This is a genomic window from Amycolatopsis sp. NPDC024027 (assembly GCF_040638975.1).
Lineage (GTDB): Bacteria > Actinomycetota > Actinomycetes > Mycobacteriales > Pseudonocardiaceae > Amycolatopsis.
The window spans coordinates 94,516-110,157 of record NZ_JBEZYY010000002.1; the positions used below are offsets into that span (position 1 = coordinate 94,516).

16 protein-coding genes are annotated in these 15,642 nt (G+C 71.3%); 10 read left to right on the forward strand and 6 right to left on the reverse strand.

The features are described 5' to 3' along the window. Positions 1 to 86: 86 nt before the first annotated feature. Positions 87 to 1,904 carry a LamG-like jellyroll fold domain-containing protein gene (locus AB0F52_RS05260; RefSeq protein WP_360164795.1) on the reverse strand — a complete coding sequence of 606 codons (1,818 nt, stop codon included), beginning with the start codon at positions 1,902 to 1,904 and terminating at the stop codon, positions 87 to 89. A 79-nt stretch (positions 1,905 to 1,983) separates the two neighbouring features. Between AB0F52_RS05260 and AB0F52_RS05265 the strand changes: the two genes are divergently transcribed. Continuing rightward, positions 1,984 to 2,376: a VOC family protein gene (locus AB0F52_RS05265; protein WP_013230691.1), complete on the forward strand. Its 393-nt coding sequence runs from the start codon at positions 1,984 to 1,986 to the stop codon at positions 2,374 to 2,376. Here AB0F52_RS05265 and AB0F52_RS05270 read toward each other — a convergent pair. The 4 genes from AB0F52_RS05270 to AB0F52_RS05285 all read right to left on the reverse strand — a co-directional run bounded on the left by AB0F52_RS05270 (position 2,352) and on the right by AB0F52_RS05285 (position 6,228). Continuing rightward, positions 2,352 to 2,840, reverse strand: a complete 489-nt coding sequence (locus AB0F52_RS05270) for a DUF6328 family protein (RefSeq protein WP_360164797.1) — start codon at positions 2,838 to 2,840, stop codon at positions 2,352 to 2,354. The genes AB0F52_RS05265 and AB0F52_RS05270 overlap by 25 nt on opposite strands. A 95-nt stretch (positions 2,841 to 2,935) precedes the next feature. Then, complete coding sequence (locus AB0F52_RS05275) at positions 2,936 to 3,229, reverse strand: pyridoxamine 5'-phosphate oxidase family protein (RefSeq protein WP_360166535.1); 294 nt, start codon at positions 3,227 to 3,229, stop codon at positions 2,936 to 2,938. 140 nt (positions 3,230 to 3,369) lie between these two features. Next, positions 3,370 to 5,202 carry a DUF2339 domain-containing protein gene (locus AB0F52_RS05280; protein WP_360164799.1) on the reverse strand — a complete coding sequence of 611 codons (1,833 nt, stop codon included), beginning with the start codon at positions 5,200 to 5,202 and terminating at the stop codon, positions 3,370 to 3,372. A 60-nt stretch (positions 5,203 to 5,262) separates the two neighbouring features. Further along, positions 5,263 to 6,228: a Gfo/Idh/MocA family oxidoreductase gene (locus AB0F52_RS05285; RefSeq protein ID WP_360164801.1), complete on the reverse strand. Its 966-nt coding sequence runs from the start codon at positions 6,226 to 6,228 to the stop codon at positions 5,263 to 5,265. Positions 6,229 to 6,285: 57 nt separating this feature from the next. Between AB0F52_RS05285 and AB0F52_RS05290 the strand changes: the two genes are divergently transcribed. The 3 genes from AB0F52_RS05290 (at position 6,286) to AB0F52_RS05300 (ending at position 9,978) form a co-directional block, all read left to right on the forward strand. Next, the gene (locus AB0F52_RS05290; RefSeq protein ID WP_360164803.1) at positions 6,286 to 6,816 is read left to right on the forward strand and encodes a hypothetical protein; all 531 of its coding nucleotides are present in this window, start codon (positions 6,286 to 6,288) and stop codon (positions 6,814 to 6,816) included. A gap of 34 nt (positions 6,817 to 6,850) precedes the next feature. Beyond that, positions 6,851 to 7,990, forward strand: coding sequence for a tRNA dihydrouridine synthase DusB (gene dusB, locus AB0F52_RS05295; RefSeq protein WP_360164805.1), 1,140 nt, complete (start codon positions 6,851 to 6,853; stop codon positions 7,988 to 7,990). A 371-nt stretch (positions 7,991 to 8,361) separates the two neighbouring features. Continuing rightward, positions 8,362 to 9,978, forward strand: coding sequence for an RICIN domain-containing protein (locus AB0F52_RS05300; protein ID WP_360164807.1), 1,617 nt, complete (start codon positions 8,362 to 8,364; stop codon positions 9,976 to 9,978). Positions 9,979 to 9,990: 12 nt separating this feature from the next. On the opposite strand, the gene AB0F52_RS05305 is transcribed toward AB0F52_RS05300, so the two are convergent. After that, complete coding sequence (locus tag AB0F52_RS05305; protein WP_360164809.1) at positions 9,991 to 10,332, reverse strand: hypothetical protein; 342 nt, start codon at positions 10,330 to 10,332, stop codon at positions 9,991 to 9,993. A gap of 109 nt (positions 10,333 to 10,441) precedes the next feature. On the opposite strand from AB0F52_RS05305, the gene AB0F52_RS05310 reads away from it, so the two are divergent. From AB0F52_RS05310 to AB0F52_RS05335, 6 genes are read left to right on the forward strand one after another with little or no spacing between them, the layout of a single operon-like run. Next, a complete protein-coding gene (locus tag AB0F52_RS05310) occupies positions 10,442 to 11,095 on the forward strand; it encodes a VC0807 family protein (protein WP_360164811.1) in 654 nt (217 codons plus the stop codon). 32 nt (positions 11,096 to 11,127) lie between these two features. Beyond that, positions 11,128 to 11,820, forward strand: coding sequence for a GntR family transcriptional regulator (locus AB0F52_RS05315; RefSeq protein WP_360164813.1), 693 nt, complete (start codon positions 11,128 to 11,130; stop codon positions 11,818 to 11,820). Further along, positions 11,817 to 12,812: an ADP-ribosylglycohydrolase family protein gene (locus AB0F52_RS05320; protein ID WP_360164815.1), complete on the forward strand. Its 996-nt coding sequence runs from the start codon at positions 11,817 to 11,819 to the stop codon at positions 12,810 to 12,812. The genes AB0F52_RS05315 and AB0F52_RS05320 overlap by 4 nt, the downstream gene beginning before the upstream one ends. Then, positions 12,809 to 13,684: a PfkB family carbohydrate kinase gene (locus AB0F52_RS05325; RefSeq protein ID WP_360164817.1), complete on the forward strand. Its 876-nt coding sequence runs from the start codon at positions 12,809 to 12,811 to the stop codon at positions 13,682 to 13,684. The genes AB0F52_RS05320 and AB0F52_RS05325 overlap by 4 nt, the downstream gene beginning before the upstream one ends. After that, positions 13,681 to 15,114, forward strand: coding sequence for a cytosine permease (locus tag AB0F52_RS05330; RefSeq protein WP_360164819.1), 1,434 nt, complete (start codon positions 13,681 to 13,683; stop codon positions 15,112 to 15,114). Before AB0F52_RS05325 ends, AB0F52_RS05330 begins: the two co-directional genes overlap by 4 nt. Next, positions 15,111 to 15,638: an isochorismatase family protein gene (locus tag AB0F52_RS05335; RefSeq protein ID WP_360164821.1), complete on the forward strand. Its 528-nt coding sequence runs from the start codon at positions 15,111 to 15,113 to the stop codon at positions 15,636 to 15,638. Before AB0F52_RS05330 ends, AB0F52_RS05335 begins: the two co-directional genes overlap by 4 nt. Positions 15,639 to 15,642 lie beyond the last annotated feature (4 nt).

Below are 15,642 nucleotides of genomic sequence, written 5' to 3' on the forward strand. Positions count from 1 at the left end.
TATCAAGTTCGGCGAGTTCTCCTGATGTTTCATGTTTCAGTCAGAGAGCACGCCGATTTTTTATTGTCCACCCGCTGTCAAGTGTCTCAGCCCAGCATGAATTCACGCGGGTTCAGCGGCCGGTCGACCACCCGCACGTCACCCAGCAGCCCCGCGAAACTGCGGTCGACCTTGCCGCCGTAGGACGACGCACCGACCAGCCACGACCCGCCCGGATCGGCGAGCCCGACGGCGGGCGTGGCCGGGTTCCGGACCACCGGGCAGCCGTCGACGTACATCGTCGTGCGCCGGCCGTCGTTGACCACGGCGACGTGCCACCACTTCTCCACCGGCAGCTCGTGGCCCCAGTTCGTCGAGGTCCGGTCCTGGTTCAGCGGGTACACCGCCCACTGCAGCTCCCCACCGTCCGAAAGGGACAGTGTGGCCGCCGATTCCTGCGGGTCGTCGCCGGTCTTGCCCGCGGCCGCGCCGCTGCCCTGCCGGGCGAACAGGCCGCACCAGCCGTGGTGGCCGTCCTTGAAGTTCGCGGGCAGTCGGAAGAACGCTTCGACGGTGTAGCCGCGTTCGAACTTGAGCTTGTTGATCGGGGCCGCGTCGACCGTCCGCAGGTACGCGCCCCGGCTGGGGTCGCGGCCGCCGTCGAACCGCAGGCTCGCCCGCGACGGCTGCCGCGGCGAGAACTCGTTCGAGTACTTCAGCGCGTCCGGCCCGCTGCCGGGCGCGGTGACGCGCGTGAGGTCGTTGCCGCGGCCGGTCTGGTCGCGCACGACGACGTCGTCCGGCACCGCCTTGCCGTCCTGACCGCCTTCGAACCGCCAGTAAGCGACGGTTCCGGGCACCAGCAGCTGCTTCGCCGGCCGCCCGGGCGGGACCGGCGGCGGCGCGAAGCCCTTGAACCGCTCGGCGAAGTCGATCTCCAGGCTGAAGTAGTCGGCCGAGCCGCTGCGCTCGACCTCGACCTGCTGCATTTCGCTCAGGTGGTCCTGCGCGGCCAGCCACGGCGAGAAGGTCCGGACGTCGATCACGCCGCGCGCGAGGTCGAACTGGTAGAGCCGGACCATCGCGCTGCCGCCGTAGTAGCGATCCTGGTAGTTGGCGAGGTGGACGTGCACGTCGTGCCCGGCGGCGTTCTTCCGGACGGTGCGCCCGGTCGGCCAGTAGTGGCCGTTGAGCGTGAGGAAGATCTGGTCGTTGCCCTGCACCAGCTCCTGCCAGACGTGCTCGCCGAACGTCGAGAACTGCGCCTGGGCGTTGTCGTCGGCCCAGACGAGCTCGTGGATGGTGAGGATCGCCGGGAGCGTCGGGTGCTGCGCGAGGACCTGCTTCGCCCAGTTCAGGCCGCCCGCCGAGGGCCGCCAGTCGAGGGCGAGCAGCAGCCACTCGCGGCCGCCGCCGCGGAAGACGTGGTAGCTGTTGTAGCCGTCCTTCGTCGCGCCGCGGAACGTCGGCGAGTTGCGCTGGCGCTGCGGGCCGAACGCGTCGAGGTACGGCGAGGCGCCGCGCTGGTCGTCCTTCGAGCCGTCGATGTCGTGGTTGCCCGCGAGGGTGCTGTACGGGAACCGGCGGCGGTCGAGCGCCTGGAACGACCGGCTGATCCTGGCGAACTCGTCCGCCCGGCCGTTCTGGGTGAGATCGCCGAGGTGGGCGAGGAAGACAACGTTGTCGTCATCGGCTTCGAGGACGTACCGCAGCGAGGCGTCCAGCGGGGCCGCGTCGCCGCGGTCCTCGTCGAACAGGTACTGCGTGTCCGGCATGACCACGAGCGTGAAGCGCGGATCTTCGGCGTCCGGGCGGTGCCGGCCGGTGGCTTGGGCGGCCGGCGCGCCGAGGACGTTCGGCAGGGTCGCCGCGGCGGCGACGGCCGGTGCGCCGAGGAGGAAGGTCCGGCGAGAAGTGTCAGTCACGGGCCGGAAGCTACGGGCGCCTTCCGACCACCCCGGCAACTGCTGCCGAACACCGGATGAACAGCGGTACTGTGCCCGCATGAGCGGCCCCCGGGTGTTCCGGTTGATCCAGCCCGTCGACGACATCGAGGTCGCCGTCGCGTTCTACGCCGCCGTCTTCGGCGACCCCGGCGAGCGGATCGCGGTCAACCGGCACTACTTCACCTGCGGCGGCGTGGTGCTGGCCTGCGTCGAAGCGCCGCTCGAACACCGCGAGCCGCGCCCGCAGCGGGACCCGCGGATCGTCTACCTCGCGGTCGAGGACGTCGAGGAGACGTTCGAGCGGGTGCGCGCCGCCGGGCCCCGCTGGGCCGACGACGCCATCGAGACCCAGTTCTGGGGCGAACGCTCCTTCTACGCCGACGACCCGTTCGGCAACCCGCTCTGCTTCGTCCAGGAGGACACGCTCTACTTGGGCGGGCCCGTCGGCTGAACGCCGTTGGCCGGGTTCAGCCGGAACGGCATGACGAACCAGAGGATCCCGAAGATCAGAACGCACAGGACGGCCATGATCAGCATGGCGATCCAGCCGTAGACCACCTTGGCGATCAGCGCGACCGTCGACGTGATCGCCAGGGCCAGGCAGACCAGCCCGACCAGCACGAACCGGTTGCCGACGGTCAGGATCCGTTCCCGGCTGCCGGTGCGGAACAGCAGCCGGTGCCACGCCGCGGGCGCGGTCAGCAAGGCTGTGGCCGCCACCGCGAGCGCCACCGCGGACAGGTGCAGCGACTTCTCGAACCCGCTGGCGTCGTGGAACCGGTCGGTGAACACGACCGACAGCAGGAAGCCGAAGAGGATCTGCACTCCCGCCTGCGCGACCCGCAGTTCCTGAAGGAGCTCGCCGACGTTGCGCGTGAGCTGTTCGTTGCGGGTTTCGCCGGTGTGTTCGGGCACGAAAGCACAATAACCGGACACCGGAGTGTCCACACGGCGGCGAATCCGTGACTTTCCCACGAACCCCCGGCCCCGCACCGTCCGAAATGGACTGGTCAGAACCCCCAGGAGCGCTCGGGCACCACGCGGATGCGGACGGAGTACTTGGCGTCGAACCCGTCCGCGGTCAAGCCGATCCCCGCGAAGTGGGAGCCGTACTTGTCGAGGTACCCGGGCGCTTCTGAAGGCTTGCCCGCCTCCACGTGCGCTTTCCCGGTGACGACGAGGATCGAGCCGCCGCGGGAGTCGCTGTTGAGGACGAACCACAGGGGCCGGGGCGCGGGACGCCCCTTCGGCGTGACGGTGGTCAGCCAGGCGATTTTCCTGGCGGCTGGTCCGATGCAGTGAATGACTCATTCATGTCGTCGGATGCAGTGAATGAGTCATTCACTGCATCGCCGCGGCCGGAAGCCCGCACTGGCAGGGCCGGTTTCGGGGAGCGAGCCGGTTCCAGCCACCCCGAACGCCCAACAACCTGCGACGCGCGACACTAGCGCGACGCGACCCTTCGCGCATACCGCGTCCCGGCCGCCAGCAACACGAGCCCGGCACCGAGGAACGCGCCGACCCTGGCCAGGCCGTCCAGCGCCGCCAGGTCGAACAGCACCAGCTTGAGCACCGCGGCGCCGACCAGGACCAGCCCGGTCACCCGCAGCGCGGCGACGTCGATCCCGCGCAGCAGCAGCACGAGCGCCGCGATCGTCCAGGACACCGTGATCAGCGCGTGGCCGAGGAGGAACCCCGTCCGGCCGGGGACCGCCAGCAGCGCCCCGCAGAGCACGACCCCGGCGGCGCCGTAGAGCGCCGAAACCCCGGCGAGCAGCCAGATCGGCAGGTCTTCGGCCGGGCCGCGGAACACCGCCAGGCGCGCGGCGGCCCACGGCAGCACGACCGACACGGCGAGGATCAGCGCGGCGACCGCGAGCGCGCCGGCCAGCTCGGCGACCGCGTGGGTGCGGGGCACGATCAGCAGCGCGGGCGTGACGTCGAAGGCCACGCCGAGCAGGCCACCGATCGCCGCGAACCCGAGCGCGGCGGCGAGCGCGCCCCGGTTGCGGCCGCCCACCGCGGCCACGGCCAGCAGCAACGCCTCGCCGAGCAGCACCCCGGCGCGCGCCGGGCCGTCGAACTGGGTGACCGTCGCCTGCAGGAGCGCGACCAACCCGGCCAGCCCGGCCACCTGCCCGGCGAACCCGGGCCACCAGCGGCGGGCCGCCCAGACGGCGAGCAGCACGACGCCCGCTCCGGCGGTGATCGGCACCGCCTGCGCCTTCGGCAGCAGCACCGCCGCGACGAGCGCCGGCACCACCGCCGTGGCCAGCAGCGAAAGGGCCGCGGGGTCGTTCTCGCGGCGGCGCAGCACGATCAGCGCGAGCACGACGGACGTGACCCCGGTGCCGCCGGCCGCGGCGGTGTTGGCCCAGCTGCCGCCCCCGCCGAGCCACGCCGTGCTGATGACGGAGGCGAGCAGCGGCGGGACGCCGGCGGCGAGCGTCAGCGACGGCCAGTCGCGGCGCAGCCGTACCGGCGCCGTCGCGAGCTGGACCATCAGCAGGAAGGTGACCAGTTCGGGGGTGAACCCGCGCACGATCATCGGCGAGCACACGACACAGCCGATGACGACGGCGGTGGCCAGCAGCGGCGACTCCCAGCGCACGGCCACGAGCAGCCCGCCGACGGCGACCGCCAGCCCGGCCGCGAGCCCGGCGAGCACCGGCAGGAACTCGTACAGCGAGGTCGCGGCGACGACGTCCAGGTAGAGCGTCGCGATGCCGGTGGCGGCCAGTGCGAAGGCGCCGGTGCGGCCGGCGGGCTTGCGGTGCAGCCACACGCCGGCGCCGGCCAGCGCCAGCCCGAACCCGGCACCGACGAGCACCCGCGGCACCGGACCGAGCCAGCCCCGCTGCACGGCCAGCACGAGCAGCAGCACGACGCCGAGCAGCGTCACGGCCCCGCCCACCCAGGCGAGCACGCGGCTGCCGGCGCCTTCCCGGCCGAGCTTTTCGCCCAGCGTCGGCCGCGGAGCCGGCATGGCGGGCGACGGCGGCGGACCGTAGTAGTGCTGCTGGGGCGGGACGTACGGCTGCTGAGGCGGCGGCTGCCACTGGTACTGCGGCCAGGGGACCGATTCGGGCCGCATCGGCCGGGGCTGTGGTTGCGGTTGGGGCTGGGGCTGGGGTTGCGGCTCAGGCTGCGGTTGCGCTGCCTGCTGCGGCTGCACCTCCCGGACGGTCCGCAGTTCGGAACCCACCACGGCGAGACGACGCCCCAGGTCGTCGATCTCGCCGGCGAGCCGGAGGAGCACATCTGCTTCGGTGGTCATACCGGACAGGGTCACGCACCGGCGTCCACCTGCGAATCCGTAGCACTACTCAATCCCGGGTCACGTCCTGGTCGCGGCCAGCACCTCGTCCATGGTCGTCATGATCGAGACGGTCTCGTCCAGCGGCATCAGCGGGCTCTCGGTCTCCCCGGCGGCCAGCCGGAACGCCACTTCGTCGGCCTCGTGCCGCAGGCCAAGGCCCTCATCGACGTATTCGAAGCGGCTTCGCTCCCCTTCGCGCGGGATGACGGTGAAGGAGGCGGGAGCGTAGAAGGGCCCGTCGACCTCGATGCGCGCGTCCGTGCCGACGATCGTCGCGGTGGTCGGCGAGACCGCGCTCAACGTGCAGGTCAGGACGGCTTGCGCCCCGCTCTCGTAGCCGAACAGCATCGACGTCTGGGCGTCGACACCGGTGAAGGCGGGCGTCGCCATCGCGGCCACGCGCTCGGGCGGCCCGAGGATCATCGACGCGAACGAGACGGGGTAGATCCCGAGGTCGAGCAGGGCACCGCCGCCCAGTTCGGGAGCGAACAGCCGGAAGGCGGGGTCTTCGGCGAACCACTGCCCGTGATCGGCGGCGACGGTGACGACGTCCCCGAGCTGCGGCACCAGCTCGCGGATGTGCCGGATGTGCGGCAGGAAGCGCGTCCACATCGCCTCCATGAGGAAGAGGTTCCGGGCCCGGGCCAGGTCGACGAGGTCGCGGGCCTCGCCGGCGTTCATCGTGAACGGCTTCTCGACGAGCACGGGTTTCCCGGCTTCGAGCGCGAGCCGGGCGTTGGCGTGGTGCATCGGGTGCGGCGTGGCGACGTAGACGACGTCGACGTCCGGATCGTTCGCGAGCGCTTCGTAGCTGCTGTGCCGGGTGGGGATGCCCAGCTCGCCGGCGAACCTTTCGGCGCTCCCGGCCGAGCGTGACCCGACCGCGGCGACCACACCGGACTCGGTGAGCCGCAGGTCCCGGGCGAAGGCGGCGGCGATTCCACCGGTACCCATGATTCCCCAGCGGAGGGGCGCGTTCGTCATACGCCGAACCCTATGCCTGTCTAAAGTGACCAAGCGATTACGTCGTGAGGGGGAGTGATGGCGGAGGCGAAGAAGGCCGGGTGCATCGCGGGAGCCGTCGCACTGATGGGCGCGATCGGCGCACTGCTGACCGGTATCGCCGACTTCGGCGGGCTGTTCAAGGACGATTCGCCCGCCGTCAGCAGCTCCGCGGCCGCTTCGCCGGCTCCGGCGGCGGAGAGCACCAAGGCGGCCGCCCCGGCAACCGTCTACTACCAGGGCCACCTGGAGTTCGGCCGCTTCAACCTGGACTTGAACCCCCCGAAGCGCACGGGTGACACGTACATCGTGGGCGGCACCGGAGGGGTGTTCGAGAGCTACCACGACGCGGGGAAGCTGGCGGTGTGGACGAGCAGCGGAACCCCGGACAGCGCGGGCTGCGGATCGGCGGTCGACGAGCACGGCGCCGCGTACATCAGCGGCGCCGAGAAGGGCACCCACGTGTGCGGCCGGACCCCGGAGGGCCGGGTGTTCCGGATCGACGTCACCGGGGTGAGCGACCGCATCGACGGAGGAGTCACGGGAGACGTCACGGTCTGGGACAAGTGAGCCCGAACTGGTGTGATCGACACCACAGGCGACAATGGAGGACGTGACCGCGACCTTGAGCAAGCCCGCCCTGAAGATAGGCCCCTACGAGGTCGATCCGCCGGTCGTGCTCGCCCCCATGGCCGGCATCACCAACGTCGCCTTCCGGCAGCTCTGCGCCGAGTACGGCGCCGGCATCTACGTGTGCGAAATGATCACCGCCCGCGCCGTCGTCGAACGGCACCCCGGGACCATGCACATGATGACCTTCGGGGCGAACGAAAAGCCCCGGTCCATGCAGCTCTACGGCGTCGACCCGAAGACCATGGCCGAAGCCGTCCGGATCATCGTCGGCGAGGGGCTGGCCGACCACGTCGACTCCAACTTCGGCTGCCCGGTCGCGAAGGTGACGCGCAAGGGCGGCGGAGCCGCGCTGCCGTTCAAGCGGAAGCTGTTCGAAGCCATCGTGCGCGAGTCCGTGAAGGCGGCCGGGGACACGCCGTTCACGGTGAAGTTCCGGATCGGCATCGACGACGACCACCGCACCTTCCTCGACGCCGGCCGCATCGCCGAAGCCGAAGGCGCCGCCGCCGTCAGCCTGCACGCCCGCACCGCCGCGCAGCGCTACTCCGGCCAGGCCGACTGGACGAAGATCGCCGAGCTCAAGGAAGCCGTCACGAGCATCCCGGTGCTCGGCAACGGCGACATCTTCTCCGCCGCCGACGCGCTGCGCATGGTCGACGAAACCGGCTGCGACGGTGTCGTCGTCGGCCGCGGCTGCCTCGGCCGCCCGTGGCTGTTCGGCGAGCTCGAAGCCGCCTTCGCCGGACGCGAGCTGCCCACCCCGCCGAACCTGGGCGAGGTCGCGAAGGTGCTCCGCCGCCACACCGAGCTCCTCATCGAGCACGACGGCCACGACAAGGCGATGCGCGACATCCGCAAGCACATGGCCTGGTACCTGATGGGCTTCCCGGTCGGCTCCGAACTCCGCCGCGGCTTCGCGATGCTCTCCTCGATGGACCAGCTCGACGACCTCATCGCCCAGCTCGACCACGACGCCCCGTTCCCCGAGGCCGCGACCGGGCCGCGGGGACGTCAGGGCTCTCCTGGCAAGGTCACCCTGCCCCACGGCTGGCTGGACGACCCGGACGACGACTGCGTCCCCGAAGCGGAAGACATGCACTCCGGCGGCTGAGCGTCACCCGTTTCGGTGACTTCCCGCCCCGGACGTCATGATCGCCGCCGCCCGCCCTCTTGTCCGGTGCTGAGGTGATCGGTCCGGCACGCCCCCCGACCGGCCCGACCATCGACGCTTCGGCTCGGCGGCAAAACGCCCCCCGTTTGCCGCCGAGCCCTCACCTCCGCCGAGGGCGCTGTCGCCAGCCTTAGAGGGCCGTGAAATGAAAATTTCACTGTGCAGCACAGTAAAAGCGAGTTTGTGTTAGCGTTCACATTTCGCTCCTGCCCGGCTCGCCGTCAATGCTGATGGGGGTTCCGTTGTCGCACGCGTCCGCACCCGCCGCCCCGCCGCGCCGATCCTTCCGTCCTTTGTGGACGTCGTGGAAAGTGCTCGCGGCGATCCTGGGCCTGCTGTCCGCTCTCGTGGTCTTCGCGGCTCCGTCGAGTGCCGCCGCGGCGGCCCCGATCACCAAGCCGCCGATGGGGTGGAACTCCTGGAACTCCTTCGCCGGGGCGATCGACCACACCGTCATCGAGCGGCAGGCGGACGCGCTCGTGACCTCCGGCATGAAGGACGCGGGCTACGAGTACGTCAACATCGACGACGGCTGGTGGACGGGCGCCCGTGACGCGGGAGGCAACATCACCGTCGACACCGCGAAGTGGCCCGGCGGGATGTCCGCCATCACCGCCTACATCCACAGCAAAGGGCTGAAGGCGGGCATCTACACCGACGCCGGCCGCAACGGCTGCGGCTACTACTACCCGACCGGGCACCCCGCCTACCCCGGCACCGGCGCCGAAGGCCACTACGACCAGGACTTCCTCCAGTTCTCCCGCTGGGGCTTCGACTACGTGAAGGTCGACTGGTGCGGCGGCTCGGCGGAAGGCCTCAACGCCCGCAACTCCTACACCGCGATCAGCGACTCCATCGCGCGCGCCACCGCCCAGACCGGCCGGCCGATGGTGTTCTCCGTCTGCGAGTGGGGCGGCCAGCAGCCGTGGAACTGGGCGCCCGCCATCGCCAACCTGTGGCGCACCAGCGGCGACATCATCTACTGGGGCGAGAAGCCCTCGATGTCGCGCGTGCTGGCCAACTTCGACGCCGCCCAGCACGCGAGCGCGCAGAGTCCCGGCCACTACAACGACCCCGACATGCTCGTCGCCGGCCTGCCCGGCTTCTCGGACGCGCAGAACCGCACCCACCTGAGCCTGTGGGCGATTTCCGGCGCCCCGCTGATCGCGGGCAACAAGCCCGGCGAGATGACCGCCGCCACGAAAGCCGCGCTCACCAACCCGGAGATGATCGCGATCGACCAGGACTCGCTCGGGCGCCAAGGCACGAAGGTCGCCGAGGACGCTTCGGGGCTCCAGGTCTACCAAAAGGTGTTGTCCGGCACCGGTCGCCGGGCCGTCGTGCTCCTCAACCGCACCGGCTCGGCCGCGACGATCACCGCCCGGTGGTCTTCCCTCGGCCTGACGGGCTCGGCCACCGTGCGCGACGTGTGGGCCGGGGCCGATCGCGGCACCTTCGCCTCGAGCTACGCGGCTTCGGTCCCGGCCGGGGAGGCCGTCCTGCTCACGGTCACCGGATCCGACGGCACGCCCACGGGCGGCGGGGCGATCACCGGCAAGCCGTCCGGCCGCTGCCTCGACGTGCCGAACGCGACCTCGGCCAACGGCACCCAGCTGCAGCTGTGGGACTGCCAGGGCGGGCCGGGCCAGACCTGGACCCGCACGGCGTCGCGGCAGCTGACCGTCTACGGGAACAAGTGCCTCGACGCGTCCGGCCAGGGCACGGCCAACGGGACACCGGTGGTCATCTGGGACTGCAACGGCCAGGCCAACCAGCAGTGGACCGTGAACGCGAACGGCACGATCGCCGGGGTGCAGTCGAACCTGTGCCTGGACGCGAGCGGCCAAGGGACCGCGAACGGCACCAAGGTGCTCCTGTGGGCCTGCAACGGCCAGCCGAACCAGCAGTGGACCGTGCCCGCGGCGTGAGCCACGCGATTATCACGCGCTCTGACGGGTGAGCCGCACCAGGCTCACCCCGAACAGCGCCACCCCGAGGGGGACGTGCACGGTCGTGACGTGCGCGATCCCGAGCACCACCTGGGCCGTCACCAGTACCAGGAACACGGCCGCGTAGCGGACCGCCCGCGGCGAGCCGCCGCCCGGTCGCCACGCCAGGACCGCGGCGACCACCTGCACGACGGCGACGACCCACACGGTGTACGCCGAAGCGCTGTGCAGGACGTGCCCGTTCGGGGTGGTCAGCAGCAGGCCGGCGGTGACCGGCGCGAGGAAGACCACCAGGGTCTGCAGCGCGATCGTGCCGCGCAAGAACGTCGTCATGCCCACCCGACGACGCGGCGGCGCGGGATGTGAGGCCATGACATCTGTCAGCCCGAAGTCGTGGCGGACGGCATCCTCGCGGAGCCGCTCGCCGCGACAAGCTCTTCCCATGACGACGAACCAGGCCGCCGGTGCCCCCCTCAAGTCCCTCGCGATCGAGATCGCCGTTCCCCTCGGCGTCTACTACGGACTCCACTCGCTCGGGGCGAGCGACTTCACCGCGCTCGCCCTCTCCGGGGTGTTCCCGCTCGCCCGGACCCTCTACCAGTTCGCCAAGAACCGGACCCTCAACGGGCTGGCCCTCGTCGTCCTCGTGACCAACGTCGTCGGCATGCTGCTGACCTTCGTCTCCGGGGACACCCGCATGATGATCGCGAAGGACTCGCTGGGCAGCGGCATCACCGGGCTGGTCATCCTGATCTCCGCCTTCACCGCGCAGCCGCTCATGACCAAGGCCCTGCGCCCCTTCCTCACCCACGGCAAGGCCGACCACGAAGCGGCCTGGGAACGGCTGCAGGGCACCCGGCGGTTCGACACCGTCCTGCGCCGCAGCAGCTTCATCTGGGGCGTCGGGTTCGTGCTGGAGAGCGCCGCCCGGGTGATCGGGGCCTTCACCCTGCCGGTGTCCACGATGGTGTGGCTCAGCACCGTCATCTTCGTGGGCTCGTTCACGGTGATCATGCTGGTCGCCGGCCTGAGCGCCAAGGAAGCGGGCATGATGGTCGCCGAAGAAGCCCGGCCGCGGGAACTCGTCGCCGCTTGACCTGCACGGACGCACGGCGTACAGGTGTGAACATGTACAGCAAGCGGCAGCAGCTGGTCGGGGACCTCACCGACCTGATCCGCTCCGGACGGCTCGCCCACGGCGAACGCCTCCCCGGCGAGAACCAGCTCGCCCTGCGGTACCAGGTCAGCCGCGGCACCGTCCGCAGCGCGCTGTCCGAGCTCCAGCAGCTCGAGCTCATCTCCACCCAGGCCGGCGTCGGGTCGTTCGTCACCTTCGACGGCGTCCAGCTCGACCAGCGGATCGGCTGGGCCCGTGCCCTCGCCGACGCCGGTGCGCCGGTCACCACCGAACTGCTCGGCATCGAAGCCGTCGAAGACGTGGCCTTGGCGGAAGAATTCGGCGAGCGGGCCTACGTCGCCGTGCGGCGGCTGCGGCGGGAGCACGAGCGCGGGATCTCGCTCGAAACCGCCACCGTGCCCGCCGTCGGGCCGCTCGCCGGCCTCCCCGGGACAGGCCTGCTGGACGGGTCCCTGACCAAGACCCTCGAAGCCGCCGGGCGGCTCTCCGTCGGCGGCGACCAGTGGATCAGCACCGAACGCCTCGACGCCTGCGCCGCCGAACTGCTCGGCCGCTCGATCGGCGAGCTCTTCCTCCGCGCCGAACGCACCTCCGTCGACGTCGAAGGCCGGCTCGTCGAGCGGGTCGTCAGCCTGCTGGACCCGGACCGGTTCCAGTTCCACCTCACGTTCGGACACCGGTGACCGCGCGGGACCGGGCGCTCGGCGCGTTCACCGGACTGGCCGTCGGCGACGCGCTCGGCATGCCGACGCAGTCGATGTCCCGCGCCGCCATCGCCGCCACCTACGGGCCGGTCACCGGGCTGCTCACCGCCGTCGCCGAGCAGCCGGTCGCACCGTCGATGCCCGCCGGCTCGGTCACCGACGACACCGAGCAGGCCGTCCTGCTGGCCCGGCTGCTCATCGACGGCCGCGGCACGGTCGAGCCGCACGTCTTCGCCGACGCCCTGCTGATCTGGGAGGCCGACATGGTCCGCCGCGGTTCCGCGGACCTGCTCGGGCCGTCCACCAAACGCGCGCTCACCCGGCTCCGGGACGGCGTCCCGGCTGACGAAGCCGGCCGCACCGGCACCACGAACGGCGCCGCCATGCGGGTCACGCCGGTCGGCATCGCGACGCCGTCGCACGACCTGCACCGACTGGTCGACGCCGTCGTGGCGACGGCACGGGTCACGCACAACACCAGCCTGGGCATCGCGTCGGCCGCCGCGGTCGCGGCCGCCGTCTCCGCCGGGGTCGACGGCGCGAGCCTGGCCGAAGCGCTCGACGCGGGCGAGCGCGCCGCCGTTGTCGGCGGGGAACGCGGGCACTGGGCCCCCGGCGGGGAGATCGCCGCCCGGATCCGCTGGGCGCGCGACTGGGTGCGGGGCATGGGCCCGGCCGCCGTCGCCGACGCGGTCGCGCGGGTGATCGGCACGTCGGTCGCGTCGCAGGAGTCCGTGGTGGCCGCGTTCGCGCTGGCCGAGGCCATGGGCGACGACCCGCCGTCGGCGTTGCGCCTGGCCGCCGGGCTCGGTGGCGACACCGACACCGTCGCCGCGATCTGCGGGGCGATGCTCGGCGCCACGCACGGTGTCGGCGCCTTCCGCCCCGACGTCGTCGAAACCGTGCTCGCCGTCAACCGGCTCGAGTTCGGGCCGCTGGTCGACGAACTCCTGAAGCTGCGCCGCCGATGACCGGGCGGCTGGTACACACCGGGCAGGTCGTCCTCGACCTCGTCATGGCGGTGCCGGCCCTGCCACCGCCGGGCGGCGATGTGCTGGCGTCGTCGACGAATTTGTTGCCCGGCGGCGGTTTCAACGTCATGGCCGCCGCCGCACGCTCCGGCGCGCGCGTGCTTTACGCGGGCAGCCACGGCACCGGCGGCTTCGGCGATCTCGCGCGTGCCGCCCTCGCGGCCGAGGGCGTGGAACTGGCGCACGAACCGGAGTCCGAAATGGACACCGGGGTCGTCGTCGTGCTGGTGGACGCGACCGGCGAGCGCACGTTCGCGACCGGTACCGGCGCCGAAGGACGGCTGCGGACGGAACTGCTCGACCGGGTCCTCCCAAAGAATGACGACGTCGTGTACGTCAGCGGATACAGTTGGTTGCACGAGATCAATCGCGCGGCCCTCATCGAGTGGCTGCCCCGGCTGCCCGGCTCGAAGATCCTGTTCGACCCCGGCCCGCTCATCACCGAAATCGATCCTGGAGACATCCATGACTTGCTGTCCACCATAGACATCTTGAGCTGCACCGCCCGCGAAGCCGAGATGCTGGGCGAGCTGCCGCCCGTCGCCGTCGTCCGCGAGGGCGCGAAAGGCTGTCGTGTCCACGAAAACGGCCGGATCACCGACGTCCCCGGGTTCCCGGTCGACGCGGTGGACACCACCGGAGCGGGTGACACGCACTGCGGCGTGCTGGCCGCGGAGCTGTTGCGCGGCAGCACCGTCCTCGACGCCGCCGTGCGCGCCAACGCGGCGGCCGCGCTTTCGGTGACCCGGCGCGGCCCGGCGACCGCGCCGGGCCGGGAGGAGATCGACCAGCTGGTGGAGGCCACGCGATGACCGGTTCCCGCAAGCTCGAGGTGGAAACGAACGGCCTCGACGTGATCGACGACGCCGAGCGGCGCGGGCGCCCGCGGCAGCTGTTCTGGCCGTGGTTCGGCGCGAACGTGTCGGTGCTGGGGTTGAGCTACGGCTCGTTCACCCTCGGCTTCGGCATCTCGTTCGGGCAGGCGCTCGTCGCCGGCCTCGTCGGCATCCTGTTCTCGTTCCTGCTGTGCGGGTTCATCGCCATCGCGGGCAAACGCGGCTCGGCGCCGACGATGCTGCTCTCGCGGGCGGCGTTCGGCGTGCGCGGCAACCGGCTGCCGTCGGCGATCTCGTGGCTGCTGACGGTCGGCTGGGAAACCGTGCTCGCCGCGCTGGCGACGCTGGCCACGGCGACCGTGTTCGAACGCCTCGGCTGGGGCGGCGGGACACCGACGAAGGTGGTCGCGCTCGTCGTGGTGGCGGCGCTGACCGTCGCCGCCGGTGTGCTCGGCTTCGACGCGATCATGAAGCTGCAGACGTGGATCACCTGGATCACCGGGGTGCTCACCGTCGTCTACGTGGTCCTCGTGGCCGGCGACGTGCACTGGGAGGCGGTCAGCGCGCTGCCGTCCGGTTCGGCGCAGCAGTGGGTGGGCGCGCTGGTGTTCCTGATGACCGGCTTCGGCCTCGGCTGGGTCAACGCGGCCGCGGACTACTCGCGCTACCTGCCGCGCTCGTCGTCGAGCCGGGGCGTGGTCGGCTGGACGACGTTCGGCGCGTCGGTGGCGCCGGTGGTGCTGCTGGTGTTCGGGCTGCTGCTGGCCGGCTCGTCGCCGGACCTGAACAAGGCGATCTCGGCGGATCCGATCGGCGCGCTGACGACGTTGCTGCCGCTGTGGTTCCTGGTGCCGTTCGCGATCGTCGCGGTGCTCGGCCTGGTCGGCGGTGCGGTGCTGGACATCTATTCCTCGGGCCTGGCCCTGCTCTCGGCGGGCCTGCGCATCCCCCGCCCGGCGGCGGCGCTGGTCGACGGCGTGATCATGATCCTCGGCACGATCTACATCGTCTTCTTCGGCGGCGAGTTCCTCGGCCAGTTCCAGGGCTTCCTGGTGACGCTGGGCGTCCCGGTGGCGGCGTGGTGCGGCGTGATGCTGGCGGACGTCCTGCTGCGCCGGCGCGACTACGCCGAGCGCGACCTGTTCGACCCGGCCGGCCGCTACGGCGACGTCCGCGTCGGCCCGATCGCTGTGGTACTGGTGTCGACGGCGCTCGGCTGGGGCCTGGTGACGAACACGTCGGCGGAGTGGCTGAAGTGGCAGGGATACCTGCTGGAGCCGTTCGGGCTCGGTGGCCGCGAAGGCGCGTGGGCCTTCGCGAACCTCGGCGTGCTGCTGGCGCTGGCCCTGGGCTTCCTGGCGACGTTGCTGACGCGGCGGCGGGTCCGCGAACAGGAGGCAGCGTGAAGAGGATCCTGGCGGTCATCGACCTGCAGAACGTGTTCGCCGACCCGTCGAGCCCGTGGTTCACCCCCCGCTTCGCCGAGGTCCTCCCCCCGATCCAGCGCCTGGTGACGGCCTTCGGCAACGACGTCGTGTTCACGAGGTTCGTCGCGCCTTCGCACCCGGAAGGAGCGTGGCGCCGGTATTACGAGCAGTGGCCGTTCGCCTTGCAGCCACCGGACGCACCGCTGTACCAGGTGGTCGACCCGTTCGAGCCACCGTCCACTGTGGTCGCGACAACGTTCGGCAAGTGGAACGCCCGCATGGCCACCCGAGTCGGCGGCGCGGGCCTGGTGCTCGCGGGCGTGTCGACGGACTGCTGCGTGTTGTCGACAGCCCTGGCAGCGGCGGACGCGGGCGTCGCGGTGACGGTGGTATCCGACGCCTGCGCGGGCGCGGACGACGAAAGCCACGCGAAGGCGCTGGACATCATGAGGCTGTACGCCCCGCTAGTGACTGTCGTCACAACTGCGGAGGTACTCGGCTAGGCTC

Excerpts from the sequence above, each read along its gene's own strand:
- AB0F52_RS05325 (WP_360164817.1), top strand. The coding sequence starts at position 12,809 with ATGACCGGGCGGCTGGTACACACCGGGCAGGTCGTCCTCGACCTCGTC.
- dusB (WP_360164805.1), top strand. The coding sequence starts at position 6,851 with ATGGAGGACGTGACCGCGACCTTGAGCAAGCCCGCCCTGAAGATAGGC.
- AB0F52_RS05285 (WP_360164801.1), bottom strand. The coding sequence starts at position 6,228 with ATGACGAACGCGCCCCTCCGCTGGGGAATCATGGGTACCGGTGGAATC.
- AB0F52_RS05265 (WP_013230691.1), top strand. The coding sequence starts at position 1,984 with ATGAGCGGCCCCCGGGTGTTCCGGTTGATCCAGCCCGTCGACGACATC.
- AB0F52_RS05315 (WP_360164813.1), top strand. The coding sequence starts at position 11,128 with ATGTACAGCAAGCGGCAGCAGCTGGTCGGGGACCTCACCGACCTGATC.
- AB0F52_RS05280 (WP_360164799.1), bottom strand. The coding sequence starts at position 5,202 with ATGACCACCGAAGCAGATGTGCTCCTCCGGCTCGCCGGCGAGATCGAC.
- AB0F52_RS05290 (WP_360164803.1), top strand. The coding sequence starts at position 6,286 with ATGGCGGAGGCGAAGAAGGCCGGGTGCATCGCGGGAGCCGTCGCACTG.
- AB0F52_RS05330 (WP_360164819.1), top strand. The coding sequence starts at position 13,681 with ATGACCGGTTCCCGCAAGCTCGAGGTGGAAACGAACGGCCTCGACGTG.
- AB0F52_RS05305 (WP_360164809.1), bottom strand. The coding sequence starts at position 10,332 with ATGACGACGTTCTTGCGCGGCACGATCGCGCTGCAGACCCTGGTGGTC.
- AB0F52_RS05310 (WP_360164811.1), top strand. The coding sequence starts at position 10,442 with ATGACGACGAACCAGGCCGCCGGTGCCCCCCTCAAGTCCCTCGCGATC.